Here is a 15,798-nt window from a genome sequence, read left to right as displayed (position 1 = left end):
GGGTGTTTCCAGGAACTACTTGGCGGTGATGTTGTAGTACTGGAGCACGCCGTTCCAGCCGCTGTCCACGTTGGTGACGTTCTGGCTCCACACGGCCTGGCGGGCCTGGTACCAAAGCGGCAGGTTGGGCAGGTCCTTGAAGAGGACCTCCTGCGCCTGGGTGAACTTCTTGTTGGCGTCATCCGTGGACTTCGCGCCCAGGCCTTCCGTGAGGAGCTTGTCGAACTCAGGGTTCGAGTAGCCCTCGTAGTTCGAGCTGGAGCCGGTCTTCAGGAGCGGGCCGAGGAAGTTGTACAGCGACGGGTAGTCTGCCTGCCATCCGGCACGGGTCAGCCCCGGGAGGGTCTTGCCCTTGCGCAGGTTGAGGATCTCGGCGAACTTCGCGAACGGCTGGCCCTCGGCCTGGATGCCGAGGTTGTTCTTGATGTTGTTGGCGACCGCGTCGATCCATTCCTTGTTGCCGCCGTCGGTGTTGTAGGCGAGCTGAAGGGGCTTGGAGGCGTCGTAGGGCTTGATGGCCTCAGCCTTGGCCCAGACTTCCTTGGCCTTGGCGGCGTCGAACTTCAGGACCTCGGAGCCGGTGACATTCTCGTTGTAGCCGTCGATGACCGGAGCGGTGAAGTCCTTGGCCGGGATGCGGGTGCCGTTAAAGATCACCTTGGTGATCTCGTCGCGGTTGATCGCCATGGACAGTGCCTGGCGACGCAGCTTGCCGGCCTCGCCCTGGAAGTTGGGGTTGTAGACCGGAATGTTCAGCGTGGCGTTGCCGGCGTAGGCCTTGTTCAGGTGGTTTTCCGGGAAGTCGGTCTCGTACGTCCGCAGCGCGTTGGTGGGGAGCACGTCCGTCACGTCAAGGTTGTTGGCCTGGATGTCCGTGTAGGCGGGGCCCGGGTCGGTGTAGAACTTGAAGGTCACGCCGCCGTTCTTGGCCGCGCGGGGGCCGCTGTAATCCCCGTTCTTGACCAGGGAGATGGACTGGTCATGGACCCAGGCACCCTCCTTGGCGAGCTTGTACGGGCCGTTGCCGACGGGGTCCTCACCGAACTTCTTGGGGTCCTTGATGGCCTCGGAGGGAAGCGGGTAGAACGCCGAGTAGCCGAGGCGGAGGGGCCAGTCAGCCTCGGGCTGGCTGAGCTTGACCTGGATGGTGGAATCATCCTTCAGGACCAGGCCGGACATGGTCTTGGCGGTGGGCGCAGGAACATCCTTGTCCTTGCCGTCGGCGCCCTTTTCGGTCTTGACGGCACTGACGTCGGCGTACCCTTCGACCGATTCGAAGAATGTGCCGTTGTTCTGCAGGTTGGTGCTCAATGCAGCGAAGTTCCAGGCGTCTACGAAGCTCTTTGCAGTAACTTCCTCGCCGTTGGTGAACTTGGTGCCCTTCTTGACCTTGATGGTGTAGTTCTGGCCGTCCGGGGATTCGATGGATTCAGCCAAGGCGTTGATTGGCTTGCCGTTGGGGTCGTAGGCGCGGAGGCCTTCGTACAGCAGTTCCACGACGCGGCCGCCGTAGACCTCGTTGGTGTTGGCCGGCAGCAGCGCGTTCTGCGGCTCGTTGCTGTAGGCCGTGATGACTTTGTTGGGATCTCCGGCAGCGTTGCCGGAACCGTTGCTGGTGCCGCCTCCGGCACCGCAAGCGGACAGGGCCAGGGCAGCGATGGCCACCATGCCCAATGCTTTGGAAGTGCGCGCAAAACGCATTCCGCCTCCTAGGAGTTTGTGGGAGAGATTGGTGGGGACTGTGTATATCCCCGAAGCCCAGGACACAGAGGTGATCTGTGACGTGGGCAACACAAGCATGTAGCCTAACCGCAAACCGTCCAAATAGTGATACGCCGTTGCCAAACCGTGACCGAATGGTGTTGGACACGCCGGACGATTTAACGGCACAAGTTACCCGCTGGTATCATGCCCCGATTATGATGCAACTCACTCCTGGACCGGACTCTCCCACAACTCCTCCGGCTACTCCGTTCCGGTGGCCAGCAGCTGCGCCCGCAGTTCCCGGCGCTCGCGCTGCTTTTCCGGATCCGGCAGCGGCACGGCGGCAAGCAGCCTCTGCGTGTAGGCCTCCTGCGGGTTGCGCAGGATCTGGTCGCGGGTGCCCTGCTCCACGATCCGGCCGCGCTGCATGACGCAGATGCGGTCTGCCAGCACGTCCACGACGGCGAGGTCGTGGGTAACGAAAAGGCAGGCGAAGCCGAGCTCGCGCTGGAGGTTCTGGAACAGCTCCAGGACCTTGGCCTGCACGGACACGTCCAGTGCCGATGTTGGCTCGTCCGCCACCATCAGCTTCGGCTTGAGCGACAGTGCCCGGGCGATGCCGACGCGCTGTTTCTGCCCGCCGGACAGCTCGTGCGGGTACCTGTTCCGGTAGTTCCGCGGCAGCTCCACCTGGTCCAGCAGCGCCTCGATGCGCTTCTGCAGGTCGGCGCCCTTCGCGACGCCGGCAAGGAACATCGGCTCGCCGATGCTTTCACCGATGGGCAGGCGCGGGTTCAGGGACGAGGACGGGTCCTGGAACACCATGCCGATGTGGCGCCGGACCTGGTGCAGCTGTTTGCCGTTTTTCTTCGCTGCGGAGATGTCCTGCCCCACCACGCGCATCGTTCCGGCAGCCACGGGCAGCAGTCCGACGGCGGCGCGCCCGATGGTGGTCTTGCCCGACCCGGACTCCCCCACGAGTCCCACCACCTGGCCGGGATGGATGGTCAGGTTGGCACCCTCGACGGCGCGGAAGGCGGGCACACGGCCCTGCTTCGGGTACTCGATGGCGACGTCGGTAAGCTCCAGGACCGGCTCCCCCACGGGTCCCCTTGATTCGGCAGCCGCCAGGGCTGCAGCGTTCTCCCGCTCGCGGCGGACCAGTTCGTCGTGGTCCACGGACTCAAGCTCGGCGTGGGTGGCCGCTGCCAGCGCTGCTGTCACGTCCACGTCCGGCGCGGCGTCGGTTCCGCCCTGCCCGAGGTGCGGCACTGCCGCCAGCAGCGCCTGCGTGTACGGGTGCTGCGGGTTGTGGAAGATCTGCTCGGCGGTGCCGGTCTCCACGATCAGCCCCTTGCGCATAACGGCGATCCGGTCAGCCAGGTCCGCCACGACGCCCATGTCATGGGTGATCAGGACGATGGCGCTGTCCAGCTTGTTGCGCAGGTTCCTCATCAGGTCCAGGATTTCCGCCTGCACCGTGACGTCCAGGGCGGTGGTGGGCTCGTCAGCGATCAGCAGTTTGGGATCGCAGGACAGCGACTGGGCAATCATGGCACGCTGCCTCTGGCCGCCGGAGAGCTGGTGCGGATAGGACTTGAACGCCTTCACCGGATCGGGAAGCTCCACCAGCTCCAGCATCCGCAGCGCGCGCTCCTTGGCCTGGTCCGGTGAGACCTCGTTATGAAGCCGCACCGTCTCGACGATCTGCGCACCCACCGTGTAGACCGGGTTCAGCGCCGTCATGGGCTCCTGGAAGATGACGGCAACATCCTTGCCGCGGACGCTGCGGATGTTGCCCGCATCCGCGCCCAGCAGCTCCTTGCCGGAGAGCCTGACGCTCCCGGACACCCTGCTGTTGCCGGGCAGCAGGCCGAGCAATGCCATGGAACTGGCGCTCTTGCCTGAGCCGGACTCGCCCACGATGGCCAGGACCTCGCCGGCCCGGACCTCATAGTTAAGTCCGACGGCGGCCGGAACCCACTTCTTTTCCACCCCGAAGTCGACGCTGAGGTCGCGCACTTCCAGGACGACGGAACCCTTCCCGTCCGCCCTCCGCCTTCCGGCGCCGGGCTCGATGGAGTCCGGCTCCAGCGGGTCCGACGACGGGCGGTCAGGGCTGATGTAGTCAGACATGTTGGGGTTTTCCTTCCACCCCGGCCAGCAAGGCAGCTGAGATTAGTGCTGCGGCCGGGAATACTGAATTATTGGGGGCATGAGCACTGTGCCGCATGCCGGAAACGCCGCAATCTTCAAAGCGCGCACCAACAAATGGTTTGCCGGATTTTCGTGGTTCGTGGCGGCCGCCGGGCTGGCCGGCCTGGTCACGGCGGGCGGAGTCCCCGCCCTGGCCGGTGCCGGGCCGCTGCTGCTCATCGCCTACCTGGGCTGGCTGCTGTTTTGGCGTCCGGCGGTGGTTGTCCACGATGACGGCGTCACCATTGAAAATCCGTTCCGCTCCATCACGGTGCCGTGGGCGGCGCTGGTGCAGGTGGACACACGCTACGCGCTGACCCTCATCACGCCCGGCCGAAGCTACGGGGCCTGGGCGGCTCCCGCCCCCGGCATCTGGGGCGGACGCAACGCCCGCCCGGAGGACCTCCGGGGACTGCCGGACAGCACGTACGGGCCCGGAAATTCCGTCCGCCCGGGCGATCTGAAGAGCACCGACTCGGGGCAGGCCGCGCAGCTGGTCCGCGGACGCTGGCAGCAGCTGGTCGAATCCGGGCTCCTCGATGCCGGGGCAGCCGAGACCACTCCGGTCAGCGTGAGATTCCGCTGGCGGGAAACTGCGGCAGCCCTGGTCCTCGTCGGGCTTAGCTACTGGAGCGTGGCCGTCCTGTAGGCAGGCAGCGCGCTGCACCCGCCCGCGGCGTCGCAGCAGCACCTCAGGCTCCCCTGTCCCCGCCGGCGGTCCGGCCGTCATCAGCCTTGCTGTCCAGGGCAGTCACCGGCGTGGCTTCCGGAACTGTTGCCCCGGCGTCCCTGGCCTTCTTGGCGTTGAACTTCTTTTGCCGCGGGTCGAAGGCGTCACGCAGGCCGTCACCAATGAAGTTGATGCTCAGGCAGATGAGGACGATGAACAGGCCGGGGAACCAGAACAGCCAGGGGCGGGTGGCAAAGGCTTCCTGGTTCTGCGAGATGAGCAGGCCCAGCGAGGTGTCCGGGGATTTGACGCCCACGCCCAGGTAGCTGAGGGCCGTTTCGGTCAGGATCGCCGCCGACATGGTGAGGGTGACGTTGACGATCAGCACGCCCACAGCGTTGGGCAGGATGTGCTTGAAGATGATCCGGGCGTTGCTGGCACCGGAAATCCGCGCTGCGTCGACGAACTCGCGCTCCCGCAGGGTGAGGAACTCGCCGCGCATGAGCCGCGCCAGGCCCACCCAGCTGATCAGCCCGAGGAAGATGCCGAGTGCGAGGACACCGTTGCTGCTGGCGAAGGCCGCAAACCAACTGCCTTCATCCCGGCGTCCTGCCAGCTGCGCCATGACCGCGGCGAGCAGCAGCGCCGGGACGATGATGATGACGTCTGTGAGCCTCATCAGGACGGCTTCCATCCAGCCCCGGAAGTAGCCGGACAGTGCGCCGACCACCACACCGATGAGGCCGGCGATGAGGCCGATGACCACCATGATCGTGATGGACTGCTGGGCACCGCGCATGGTCATGGCGAACAGGTCGCGCCCGATCCGGTCCTGCCCGAAGGGATGCTCCCCCCAGGCCAGGGGCCACAGTGAAGCCGTGGGAGTGCCGTCGTTGAGCAGCGGCGAGACGTCTTCGTGCGTGTACTTCCACCAGCCGGGGATTCCGGCGTAGCCGACGGACGTGAAGGCCATGACGAAAATGATGGCGAAGACGGCAAGGCCGACGATGGCGCCGGAGTGGCCAAGGAAGCGCTTGCGGACAATCTGGCCCTGGCTCAGGCCCCGGGCTTCGGAAACAGGCTCGATACCGGCGGCTTCCTGCCGCAGGCCGGCCTGCTCGGCCATGATTTCATCCTGCTGGCTGGGCTGGCTCATGCTTTCACCCTTACTCGTGGATCCAGTGCGGAGTAGGCGAGGTCCGCGATGAGGTTGAACGCCATGGCCGTGATGGCGACGCAAACGAAGACGCCCATGACGGGGTTCGGGTCAACGTGCTGAATGCCGTCGAGAAACAGGAACCCCATGCCCCGCACGGAGAAGACCGTCTCGGTGATGACCGCGCCGCCAATAAGGCCGCCAATGTCGAACGCGACGATGGTGGCCACCGGAATCAGGGCGTTGCGGAAGGCGTGGCGCATCACCACGGTCCGTTCCGAAAGTCCTTTGGCACGCGCCGTCCGGATGTAGTCCATGTTCATGATTTCCAGCATGGAGGCCCGGGTAAACCGTGTGTAGCCAGCAAGGGAGATGAGAATGAGCGCGGTGGTGGGAAGGATGAGGTGGGTGAAGGAGTCAATCCCCAGGATCCAGAAATCACCCTCGATGTTCGGTGTGCCGGCGCCGATGGTGGCGATGGGCCGTCCCCGGACCCTGCTGTTGTTGAAGTACGCGGGCCAGGCCTGCATGAAGCGGTCCAGGAAGACGAGGAAGCCCACGAGGAAGGACGTAAGGGCGGCGGCACGCATGGACTGTCCGCGGTCGTAGCCGCCCATGAAGTAGCCGATGGCCACCCCGACCAGGACCGCAGCGATGGCCAGCAGCACCACCATGAGGAACGTTGCCTGGTTCAGCAGCGGCTGGATCACGAAATAGAGAACCACTCCCACGCCCACGGCAATCAGTGCGGACTGCAGTGCTTTGCGGTTCCGCAGGCCTGCGGTCAGCAGGGTCACGGCAAAGGCGATGCCCACCCCCGCGATGGCGATGACCACCGGGCCCAGGCCTGGGGTCTTGAACCACTGGGTCACGGAGAAGTAGACGAGGACGGCGGCGACGACCGCAAAAACGATGCCGCCGGTCAGTGCCCTGCGCCGGGCGTCCCCGCCTGCCACGATCACTGCCACGACGCCGAATACCGCCCCGACGCCGAGGGAGACAGGCAGCGGAATCTCCGGATTCCGGAGGAAGTTGTTGAAGCCGATGGCGCCGAATTCCTTGAGCAGGACGGCGACCCAGAAGATCGGCAGGGAGAAGAACAGGAACGCCATGAAGGTGACGCCGTAATCCAGGGTGCTGTATTGGCGCAGGGCGGTGATGATGCCCAACGTGATGCCCACGAGGATGGCCAGGACGGCGGCCCCTGTCACGAGCGTGAGTGTTTGGATGAGAGCGTGGCCCAGCGCGTCCGTAATGGGCTGCCCGGCGATGTTCTTGCCGAGGTTGCAGGAACCGGCGAAGGGCACGATGCACTGGGCTGCGCCGCCGAGCCACTTGAAATACCTCACCGGGGCCGGCGTATCGAGGTCCAGCAGCGCGGACCTCGAGTCCATGAGCTGCTGCTTGTTCGGCGCGCTGCTGGCGCGGAACTCTGCGAGTGGATCGCCTGATGCGGCGGTCAGCAGATACACCAGGAACGATGCGCCCAAAAGGATGAGTGCGGCGGTGACTAGGCGCCGGACTATGTAGGTCACCATTGTGATAGAACCTCAGGATTCGGGCCCAGGGATTGCCCGGACCGGTCGCAGGTTTGGCGGCGCCTTACTGCTTGTGCTGCCAACACAGGCACTGCCGGGAGATGGCGCTGCAAGGCGCCGGGACCGTGGTGCATGGTCCCGGCGCCTCACCTAGCTTGCTGCACTTCGGGGCACGGGCTTACTTCTCGGCCCACTCCCAGAAGTTCCACCAGACGCCCGTCTGGTTCGGCATGAACTTCACACCGGTGATGCGGTCACTGTAGGCGTCAACACCAACGGACTGGAACAGCGGGAGGCCGTAGGCAGAGTCCCAGATCTTCTTGTCGATCTGCTTGATGAGGTCGTCCTGCTTGCTGCGGTCGGTCGTGACAATGAGTTCGTCCATCAGCTTGTCGGCTTCCGGATCGCTGAACTTGTTGAAGTTGGACCCGTTGCCGGTGCGGAAGATCTGCGGCACGCCGGAGACTCCGACGCCCGGGTTGATCCAGCCGAAGATCGTGGCGTCGTAGCCGCCCTTGCCGAGCGCCTTGCCCCAGTCAGAGGCACCAAGTCCGCCGTCGACGATCTTGAAGCCGGCCTTGGTTGCGGACTCGCGGATGAGCGAGAACGCGTCCACACGGTTGGGGTTGTCCTTGTTGTACATGATGCGGATCTCAGGGGTGGCGCCGTTCAGGAGCTTCTTGGCACCGTCAACGTCCGCGTCCTGGTAGGCCGAGGAGCCGTTGCCCTGCACCGAAGCGTCATAGGCGGGCTGCGCGGGAACGAACAGCTGCGAGTCCAGGGGCTTGGCCTGCGCGTCGAGCTTCTTGATGATCTTGTCCACGATGTCCTTGCGCGGAACCGTCTTCATGAACGCCTCACGGACGTTCTTGTCCGCGAGCGGACCCGAGTAGTTCAGGTCGATGTGGTCGTAGGAGAGCTGGTTGCCCTGGTCCACCGTAACGCCCTGGCTCTCGAGTGCCTTGAGCTGGTCGAGGGTGTCAGCCGAAGCTTGCGGGGCGATGATGTCGGCTTCGCCGTTCTTCAGCGCCTGGACCTGGGCCGGGGAGGAACCGATGTAGCGGACGGTGATTTCGTCCAGCTTGGCCTCGGGGCCCCAGTTGTAGTCCTTGTTGCGGACCATGGTCAGGGACTGATCCTGGTTGATGCTCTGGACAACGAACGGGCCGTTGGAGAGGAACAGGCTCGGGTCACTCGGCAGGGTCTTGGAGTCGAAGCCGGTGTTCCACAGGTCGGACATGGCCTTGAGCTTGGCATCGGCGGTCTTGGGCGACTTGGCGTCGCCGCGAGGCAGTGCCTTGAGGTGGTCAATGAACGCCTGCGTGTCTGCCAGGCCGGCCTTCTTGGCCAGGACGTGGGCCGGGATGTCAATGCCCGGTCCGCCCAGCGCGATCTCCCAGTCAGCGAACGGCTTGGAGTACTTGATGGTCATGGAGCGGTTGTTGTCGCCGATTTCGGGGAAATCGGTGAGCGCGAGACCCGTGGGGTCGCCGGCGTAGGAGAAGTAGGACGTTCCCGTCTTGCCGTCGGCGTCGGCGTCGTTGTAGTACCCGGAGAAGGCCGCCCACTGCAGGAGCAGGTCCGCTGCGGTGACGGGTGTGCCGTCGGACCACTTCACACCTTCGTTGATGGTGTACTTGACGGTCAGCGGACTGTCAGACGTCTTTTCCATCTTGCCGAACTTGTCATTGTGGACGACGTTCAGCTGGTTATCGATGTAGTAGAACCCGGAGTGTGTGGCGTAACTGACCTTCGAGTTGATGTCAGTGTTGCCGTCGGCCGTGTTGGGGTTGAAGGTGTTGAACGCGTTGACCTCAACTACAGTGGCTGTTCCCCCCTGCTTGCCGGCCGCATTACTGGACGGGGTTGTCCCGCCGTTGGTGCTCGCGCAGGCGCTGAGCGCCAGTGCAGCCGCGGCTGCAACGCCTACTGCTTTGGAAATACGACTGAATCGCATTCCGCCTCCTATGTTTCTGTGAGTGTGGAAAAGACCTGCGCTGTGGGCGCCGGCCAGACCCGCTACATCCCCCCAGTGAGATGTGGCGAGTCTCACATGACAAGAAGCCTAGACCCGAACCCGCCGCCTGCGGTCCGAAAGTTGTCCCTCAGTAAAGGTTGTTATCGAGATGCAACCAAGCTGTTGCCGGGCGAAAGATCAACTGTGCTTTTCCTTGACGCCGTGTTGCCCGGAGGGTAGAAGCACCAATCACAGAAAAAGCCCCGATCCAAGGGATCGGGGCTTTTTGCCGTTAATACTCAATCACTGAGTAGCTCAGCGGAAACTCACACGTTGAAGCGGAACTCCACCACATCGCCGTCGGCCATCACGTATTCCTTGCCTTCGATGCGGACCTTGCCGCGCGATTTGGCCTCCGCCATGGAACCGGCGTCGATGAGGTCATTGAAGGAGACAACCTCAGCCTTGATGAAGCCGCGCTGGAAGTCCGAGTGGATGACGCCGGCGGCCTGAGGCGCGGTGTCGCCCTGGTGGATGGTCCAGGCTCGTGTTTCCTTGGGTCCTGCCGTCAGGTAGGTCTGCAGCCCGAGGGTGTGGAAGCCGACGCGGGCCAGCTGGTCCAGCCCGGATTCGTCCTGCCCGTTCATCTCCAGCATCTCGCGCGCTTCTTCCTCATCCAGCTCGACGAGGTCGGACTCGAGCTTGGCGTCAAGGAAGACGGCATCCGCGGGAGCGACGAGGGCACGCAGCTCCTCCTGTTTCTCCGGGCTGCCCAGGATCGCTTCGTCGGCGTTGAAGACATAGATGAACGGCTTGGCGGTCAGGAGGCCGAGTTCCTTGAGGTGCCCCATCTCCAGTTTGTCGCTCTTGATCGAGGAGAAGATGGTGTCGCCACGCTCCAGGACGGCCTGGGCCGCCTTGATGGCCGCCAGCTCGGCGGCCTCACGCTTCTTGATCTTTACTTCTTTTTCGATCCGGGGAATGGCATTTTCAATGGTCTGAAGGTCGGCCAGGATCAGCTCGGTGTTGATGGTCTCCATGTCGGAGCGGGGGTCCACCTTGCCGTCGACGTGAATAACGTCGGGGTCATCGAACACACGGACAACCTGCGCGATGGCCTCGGCCTCGCGGATGTTGGCAAGGAACTTGTTGCCCAGGCCTTCGCCTTCCGACGCGCCCTTCACGATCCCGGCAATGTCCACGAAGGACACGGGGGCGGGAAGCAGCCGCTGGGATCCGAAAATGGCCGCCAGCTTCGCCAGCCGGGGATCCGGCAGGTTCACGACGCCGACATTGGGTTCGATGGTGGCGAACGGATAGTTCGCGGCCAGGACCTGGTTGCGGGTCAGTGCGTTGAAAAGTGTTGATTTGCCGACGTTGGGCAGTCCGACGATGCCAATAGTAAGAGCCACGGACATTGATTCTACCCGTTCGGCCCCCATGCCGTGCGGCCATCCCCTGCCGGCGCCCACTGCCGGCGCCCACGCCGCCGGCCACTCAGCCGGCGGGTGTTGCCTTTCCAATAAATGTCACAGCCCCGTGCCACAGTGAAGGCATGGAACCTTTTGCAGTCATTCTGGCCCTTTTAATGCTGTTGCTGGGCGCCGTGTCCGGCGCCGGCGCGGTGTACGTGGTGTTGCGCCGCCGGAGCACCGCCCTGGAGGCGGATTTCGACGGCGTTTCGGCGCGGCTTTCAGAGGTGAGCGCCCAGTATGCTGCCGCGGATGCCGAGCGGAAGCTCCTGTCCGCCCAGAACCGGGACCTGGGAATGACGCGCGATCAGGACGCCAGTGTCCTGCGGGCACTGGCGCCGGTGGCTGAGAAACTGACGGCGGTCCAGCAGCAGGTATCCCTGCTGGAACGGGACCGGCTTGAACAGTACGGGCAGCTGGCCCAGCAGCTGCAGGAAGCCCGCCTCACGGACGAGCAGCTGATGCGGTCCACGCATGCGCTTGAGTCGGCGCTCCGCTCAAACAGCGCCCGCGGCCAGTGGGGCGAAGTGCAGCTGCGCCGTGTTGTGGAGGCGGCCGGCATGATGCGGCACGTCGACTTCCATGAGCAGCACCACGGCACATCTGGCGCCGAGGCCGCCGTCCGCCCGGACCTTGTGGTCCAGCTGCCGGGCGACAAGCAGCTCGTTGTCGACGCCAAGGTCCCGCTGTCCGCCTACCTGGAGGCGCAGGAGCTGGGACAGTCTGCCAGTGACAAGCCCGGGCTCAGCCAGGCAGCGCGGCAAAACCTCCTGGCGGCGCACGCCAAAGCACTGAAGACCCATGTGGACGCCCTCAGCACCAAGAAGTACTGGGACATTTCCGGGAACTCGCCGGAACTGGTGATCTGCTTTGTCCCGGCCGAATCCATCCTCGCCGCCGCGCTCTCCGCCGACCCTGCGCTCCTGGACCACGCACTGTCCAGGAACGTTGTGCTGGCCTCCCCCGGCACGCTGCTCGCGGTGCTCAAGTCCGTGGCGTTCACGTGGCGCCAGGACGTTCTCACGGACAGTGCGCGGGAACTCTTCGAACTCGCCCGGCAGCTGTACGAGCGGATGGGCACGCTCGGGGACAACGTGGGCAAGCTGGGGTCCTCCCTGAAAAGCTCGGTGGACCGCTACAACGCGATGGTCGGGACGCTGGAGGCACGCGTGCTCCCAACCGCGCGGAAACTCAATGCCCTGGACACCAGCGGGCTGGTCACGCCCCCGGCCGTCCAGGTCACACCCCGGTCCCTCGCAGCCCCGGAACTGCAAACTGGCGAGCTGCGGGCGGCTGTGGAGGAAGAGGACGCCGCTTAAAGCACCAAAACGCACGACGCCGGAACTCCAGGTGAGTTCCGGCGTCGTTCTTTTCCGGGCCACTCAAACGCTTCCTCAGATCCTGTCGCTTCCGGCCCGACGCTCCCGCAGATCCCGTCGCTTCCGGCCCGACGCTTCCGCACCTGAAGCCGGGCCGGGCCAGACCTGCCGACGCCGGGTGAGGAAGGGTCGCCCAAAAGCCTGCAGGACGTGAGGAAGGGTCGCCCAAAAACCTGCAGGACGTGAGGAAGCGTTGGGATCAGGTTGGCGCTGCTAGCGCGACCGGCGTCCGCCGAGGGCGCGGGACACGTCCCCGGCTTCCTTGAGCGTGGCACGGAGTTCCTTGGGCAGGGAGAAGAGGAGGTCTTCCTCTGCGGTCACAATCTCCTCGACGGCGTCGTAACCGTAGTCGGACAGGAGGCGGAGCACGTCCTTGACCAGGACCTCCGGAACGGACGCGCCCGAGGTGACGCCCACAGTGGCAACTCCCTCGAACCAGGACTCGTCCACCTCGTTGGCGAAGTCAACACGGTACGACGCCTTGGCACCGTACTCGAGTGCCACCTCCACGAGGCGGACGGAGTTGGAGGAGTTCGCCGAACCCACCACTATCACCAGATCCGCCTGGGGCGCGATCTTCTTGATGGCCACCTGCCGGTTGGTCGTGGCGTAGCAAATGTCGTCGCTGGGCGGATCCTGCAGCGTGGGGAACCGTTCCTTGAGCAGCCGGACAGTTTCCATGGTCTCGTCCACGCTGAGGGTGGTCTGGGAAAGCCAGATGACCTTTTCGGGGTCCCGGACGGTCACCTTGTCCACTTCGTGGGGGCCGTTGATGATCTGGATGTGGTCGGGGGCCTCGCCGGACGTTCCTTCAACCTCTTCGTGGCCGTCGTGGCCGATCAGGAGGATGTCGAAATCGTCCTTGGCGAACCGGACGGCCTCCTTGTGGACTTTGGTCACGAGGGGGCAGGTTGCGTCGATCGTGCGCAGCCCGCGGTCCTCCGCGGACTGGACCACGGCCGGCGACACGCCGTGGGCCGAGAAAATGACCAGGGCACCCTCGGGCACTTCGTCCGTCTCGTCCACGAAGATGGCGCCCTGCTCCTCAAGGGAGCTGACGACGTGGACGTTGTGGACGATCTGTTTCCGGACATAGACGGGCGGTCCGTAGTGCTGCAGGGCCTTTTCGACGGCGATGACGGCACGGTCCACGCCTGCACAGTATCCGCGCGGGGCTGCCAGCAGAACCTTCTTGGGGCCCGGGACTGGTGCCGCCGCGAGCACTTCCTCCGGCGAGCGCCGCCGGCGCGGGACGGTTGGCATCGAAAGCGAAACTGCGGAGGAAGTCATTGCTCCATGCTACCGGCTGGGCGGCAACCCTCCGGGCGGCTCATCGCCTGCGGGCAGGACCGCCGACCACCCTCAGCAGCACGCCGGCCGCGATCAGTGCTGCACCGGCGATCGCCGCAGCCAGCGTCCAGGATGCGAACCCGGCAGCGGAAGCCGCCACGAACTCCTGCTTGAACAGGTCTGCCATTTCATTTCCGCTCGCGGTGCCCATGACGGCGTCGGCGGCCCAACGGGACGCCAGCGTCCACAGCCCGGAAAGCGCCAGCGCGCCCACTCCGGTGCCGGCCAGGACTTTCCACCGCCGGCGGGCGGTCACGAGCGCCAGGAGGAATGCCACCCCGGCACCGACGGCCAGGCTGTATCCCAGCGGCGCGTAAGCGGAAACCCGTTCAACGAGCTGGCGCTGGTTGGCCTGGCCAATGTTGACCAACGTCTGGCCCGGGGCTTCAAGCGGAACACCCACCTGGGCGGAAATCTGTTTGGCGGCGAGGGCGACGAGGGGGGCCACATCCAGGGTCAGCGAGGTGCTGGAATCCGCTTCGGGCGGCAGGGATGCCGGATCGGCGAAGTTAAGGCGGTGGCTCTTCCGCAGCGTCTCTTCCCAGGCAGCCGGATACTCAGGCAGGCCGGTGAGGGAGGCTGCCGCCTTTTCCAGCACCGGCCGGACCAGCGCGGCCACCTGCGCCGGGATGGCGCCGCCGGTATCAATGCTGTTGACGGCGGCCGTCGCGAGGCGCTTCTGGAAGTCCGGATCCTTACCGAGTGGTGCCGCCAGGGCAACGAAGCCGTCCTCCTGCACGATGTTGCGCTCCACCCAGATGGCCGGAACGGCGGCTGCGGAGAGGAGAAGACCAAGGATGACGGCCAAGGCCGCAAGAAATGAGCGCAAGGGATTCCTAGCTGGTCGGGAGGACACTGCCATCCTAGGCGCGCCATCCCGCGATCGAAAAAGCAGGGCGTTCGAAAAATGCCGTTTATCACGTTGCCGGGTACTAGCAATGTCGGAGCCCGGTGATAGAGCTATGGATAGAGTTGATTGACCCACCGGCACGCACCATCCACAGGCAAAGGACCGCGACCATGCAACTGGCATTCGCCGCCACCGGGGCTGCACATGGCTGAAAACGCCACCGTCCCGGCACCCGGCACGGCGCCTGCGGGCGAGCCCACCACGGTGCCGGCCACGGCCGCCGAGACCAGCCCGGACAACCCCTGGCCGCTGCACTTGCTCTCCCAGAAGCTTAAGACCCACATCGAGCGCGCACCGGCCGCATGGGTTGAAGGTCAGGTCATCGAACTGAACAGGCGTGGGGGCAGCGCGTTCCTCACCCTCCGGGATGTCGACGCCGAGATCTCCCTGCCGGCTTCCATCTGGTCCAAATTGCTCGACCGGCAGGAGACGCCGCTTGAACGCGGAAGCCGGGTGGTGGCCCTGCTCAAGGCTGAGTTCTGGCTGAAGACCGGGCGCCTCAACATGTCAGTGAAGGACATCCGCCCAGTCGGACTGGGCGACCTCCTCGCACGGATAGAACGGCTGCGCCATGCCCTCGCCGGGGAAGGCCTGTTTGCCGAGTCGCGGAAAAAGCGCCTGCCGCTGCTCCCCCACCGGATCGGGCTTATCACCGGGCGCGATTCCGATGCCAAGAAGGACGTGCTGCGCAACGCGGCCCTGCGCTGGCCGGCAGTCGAATTCGAGATCCGTGAGGTCGCCGTGCAGGGCAACACCGCCGTGTCGCAGATGGTCAAGGCGCTGCGCGAACTCGATGCCCGTCCCGAGGTTGACGTCATCGTCATCGCCCGTGGCGGCGGCGCACTGGAGGACCTGCTGCCGTTCAGCAGCGAGGAACTCATCCGCGCCGTGGCGGCTGCGGTGACTCCGGTGGTCAGCGCGATCGGGCACGAGGCGGACCGGCCCATCCTGGACGACGTCGCCGATCTCCGGGCCTCCACGCCCACGGATGCGGCCAAGCGCATCGTTCCGGAGGTCTCGGAAGAACTCGCACGGGTCCGGCAGGCCGAAGCCCAGCTGCGCCGCTCCGTGACAATGCTGGTGGCCCGGGAAACGGACCGGCTGGCGGCAGTCCGGTCCCGTCCAGTCCTCGCGGCACCGGAGAGCATGATCACGGCGCGCGCGGAAGATGTGCACCGGCTGGCCAGCCGGTCCACCGCGGCAATCAGCGCCGCCGTCACGAGGGCTTCCGACCAGCTGGTTCACCTCCAGGCGCAGGTCCGGGCCCTGTCACCGCAGCAGACCCTGGACCGCGGTTACGCCGTGGTGCAGCTTTCCGGGTCCGGCGGCGCAGTCGTCCGCCAGCCGTCCGAGGCCCCCGCGGGAACCTCACTCTCGGTCCGGGTGGCCGGTGGGCGGTTTGGCGCCGAATCCACCGGCGCACCGTAACCCGGCTCCTAAATCACGCCGGCGCCAGCACCCAACGA

11 protein-coding genes are annotated in these 15,798 nt (G+C 65.1%); 3 read left to right on the top strand and 8 right to left on the bottom strand.

Annotated elements, in window-relative coordinates:
* Positions 1 to 15: 15 nt before the first annotated feature.
* Both ACFRAU_RS06990 and ACFRAU_RS06985 read right to left on the bottom strand, forming a co-directional pair.
* Complete coding sequence (locus ACFRAU_RS06990) at positions 16 to 1,701, bottom strand: ABC transporter substrate-binding protein (RefSeq protein WP_377994435.1); 1,686 nt, start codon at positions 1,699 to 1,701, stop codon at positions 16 to 18.
* A gap of 264 nt (positions 1,702 to 1,965) precedes the next feature.
* Positions 1,966 to 3,840, bottom strand: a complete 1,875-nt coding sequence (locus ACFRAU_RS06985; protein WP_377994434.1) for an ABC transporter ATP-binding protein — start codon at positions 3,838 to 3,840, stop codon at positions 1,966 to 1,968.
* Positions 3,841 to 3,919: 79 nt separating this feature from the next.
* Here ACFRAU_RS06985 and ACFRAU_RS06980 point away from each other — a divergent pair, with 79 nt between their 5' ends.
* Entirely contained in the window at positions 3,920 to 4,549 is a 630-nt protein-coding gene (locus ACFRAU_RS06980) for a PH domain-containing protein (RefSeq protein WP_377994433.1), read from the top strand.
* A 43-nt stretch (positions 4,550 to 4,592) separates the two neighbouring features.
* Here the strand turns inward: ACFRAU_RS06980 and ACFRAU_RS06975 are convergent, their stop codons facing one another.
* The 4 genes from ACFRAU_RS06975 to ychF form a co-directional block, all read right to left on the bottom strand.
* Positions 4,593 to 5,726 (bottom strand): ABC transporter permease, encoded by a 1,134-nt coding sequence (locus ACFRAU_RS06975; protein ID WP_377999286.1) that lies wholly within the window; start codon positions 5,724 to 5,726, stop codon positions 4,593 to 4,595.
* Positions 5,723 to 7,264, bottom strand: coding sequence for an ABC transporter permease (locus ACFRAU_RS06970; RefSeq protein ID WP_377994431.1), 1,542 nt, complete (start codon positions 7,262 to 7,264; stop codon positions 5,723 to 5,725). The genes ACFRAU_RS06975 and ACFRAU_RS06970 overlap by 4 nt, the downstream gene beginning before the upstream one ends.
* A 178-nt stretch (positions 7,265 to 7,442) precedes the next feature.
* Complete coding sequence (locus ACFRAU_RS06965; protein ID WP_377994430.1) at positions 7,443 to 9,221, bottom strand: ABC transporter family substrate-binding protein; 1,779 nt, start codon at positions 9,219 to 9,221, stop codon at positions 7,443 to 7,445.
* A gap of 326 nt (positions 9,222 to 9,547) precedes the next feature.
* Entirely contained in the window at positions 9,548 to 10,633 is a 1,086-nt protein-coding gene (gene ychF, locus ACFRAU_RS06960; RefSeq protein WP_377994429.1) for a redox-regulated ATPase YchF, read from the bottom strand.
* Between the two features lie 143 nt (positions 10,634 to 10,776).
* Here ychF and ACFRAU_RS06955 point away from each other — a divergent pair, with 143 nt between their 5' ends.
* Positions 10,777 to 12,012, top strand: a complete 1,236-nt coding sequence (locus ACFRAU_RS06955) for a DNA recombination protein RmuC (RefSeq protein WP_377994428.1) — start codon at positions 10,777 to 10,779, stop codon at positions 12,010 to 12,012.
* A gap of 273 nt (positions 12,013 to 12,285) precedes the next feature.
* On the opposite strand, the gene ACFRAU_RS06950 is transcribed toward ACFRAU_RS06955, so the two are convergent.
* Positions 12,286 to 13,362 (bottom strand): 4-hydroxy-3-methylbut-2-enyl diphosphate reductase, encoded by a 1,077-nt coding sequence (locus ACFRAU_RS06950; protein WP_377994427.1) that lies wholly within the window; start codon positions 13,360 to 13,362, stop codon positions 12,286 to 12,288.
* A gap of 40 nt (positions 13,363 to 13,402) precedes the next feature.
* A complete protein-coding gene (locus tag ACFRAU_RS06945; protein ID WP_377994426.1) occupies positions 13,403 to 14,251 on the bottom strand; it encodes a hypothetical protein in 849 nt (282 codons plus the stop codon).
* Between the two features lie 225 nt (positions 14,252 to 14,476).
* Here ACFRAU_RS06945 and xseA point away from each other — a divergent pair, with 225 nt between their 5' ends.
* A complete protein-coding gene (gene xseA, locus ACFRAU_RS06940) occupies positions 14,477 to 15,760 on the top strand; it encodes an exodeoxyribonuclease VII large subunit (RefSeq protein WP_377994425.1) in 1,284 nt (427 codons plus the stop codon).
* The last annotated feature ends 38 nt before the right edge of the window (positions 15,761 to 15,798 follow it).

Origin of the sequence: Arthrobacter sp. NPDC056691, assembly GCF_042791415.1 — a bacterium.
Lineage (GTDB): Bacteria > Actinomycetota > Actinomycetes > Actinomycetales > Micrococcaceae > Arthrobacter.
The sequence above is the reverse complement of the archived record's forward strand: the minus strand, read 5'-3'. Positions and strand labels throughout refer to the sequence as shown.

Excerpts from the sequence above, each read along its gene's own strand:
- ACFRAU_RS06990 (WP_377994435.1), bottom strand. The coding sequence starts at position 1,701 with ATGCGTTTTGCGCGCACTTCCAAAGCATTGGGCATGGTGGCCATCGCT.
- ACFRAU_RS06980 (WP_377994433.1), top strand. The coding sequence starts at position 3,920 with ATGAGCACTGTGCCGCATGCCGGAAACGCCGCAATCTTCAAAGCGCGC.
- ACFRAU_RS06955 (WP_377994428.1), top strand. The coding sequence starts at position 10,777 with ATGGAACCTTTTGCAGTCATTCTGGCCCTTTTAATGCTGTTGCTGGGC.
- ACFRAU_RS06975 (WP_377999286.1), bottom strand. The coding sequence starts at position 5,726 with ATGAGCCAGCCCAGCCAGCAGGATGAAATCATGGCCGAGCAGGCCGGC.
- ACFRAU_RS06950 (WP_377994427.1), bottom strand. The coding sequence starts at position 13,362 with ATGACTTCCTCCGCAGTTTCGCTTTCGATGCCAACCGTCCCGCGCCGG.
- xseA (WP_377994425.1), top strand. The coding sequence starts at position 14,477 with ATGGCTGAAAACGCCACCGTCCCGGCACCCGGCACGGCGCCTGCGGGC.
- ACFRAU_RS06985 (WP_377994434.1), bottom strand. The coding sequence starts at position 3,840 with ATGTCTGACTACATCAGCCCTGACCGCCCGTCGTCGGACCCGCTGGAG.
- ACFRAU_RS06965 (WP_377994430.1), bottom strand. The coding sequence starts at position 9,221 with ATGCGATTCAGTCGTATTTCCAAAGCAGTAGGCGTTGCAGCCGCGGCT.
- ACFRAU_RS06970 (WP_377994431.1), bottom strand. The coding sequence starts at position 7,264 with ATGGTGACCTACATAGTCCGGCGCCTAGTCACCGCCGCACTCATCCTT.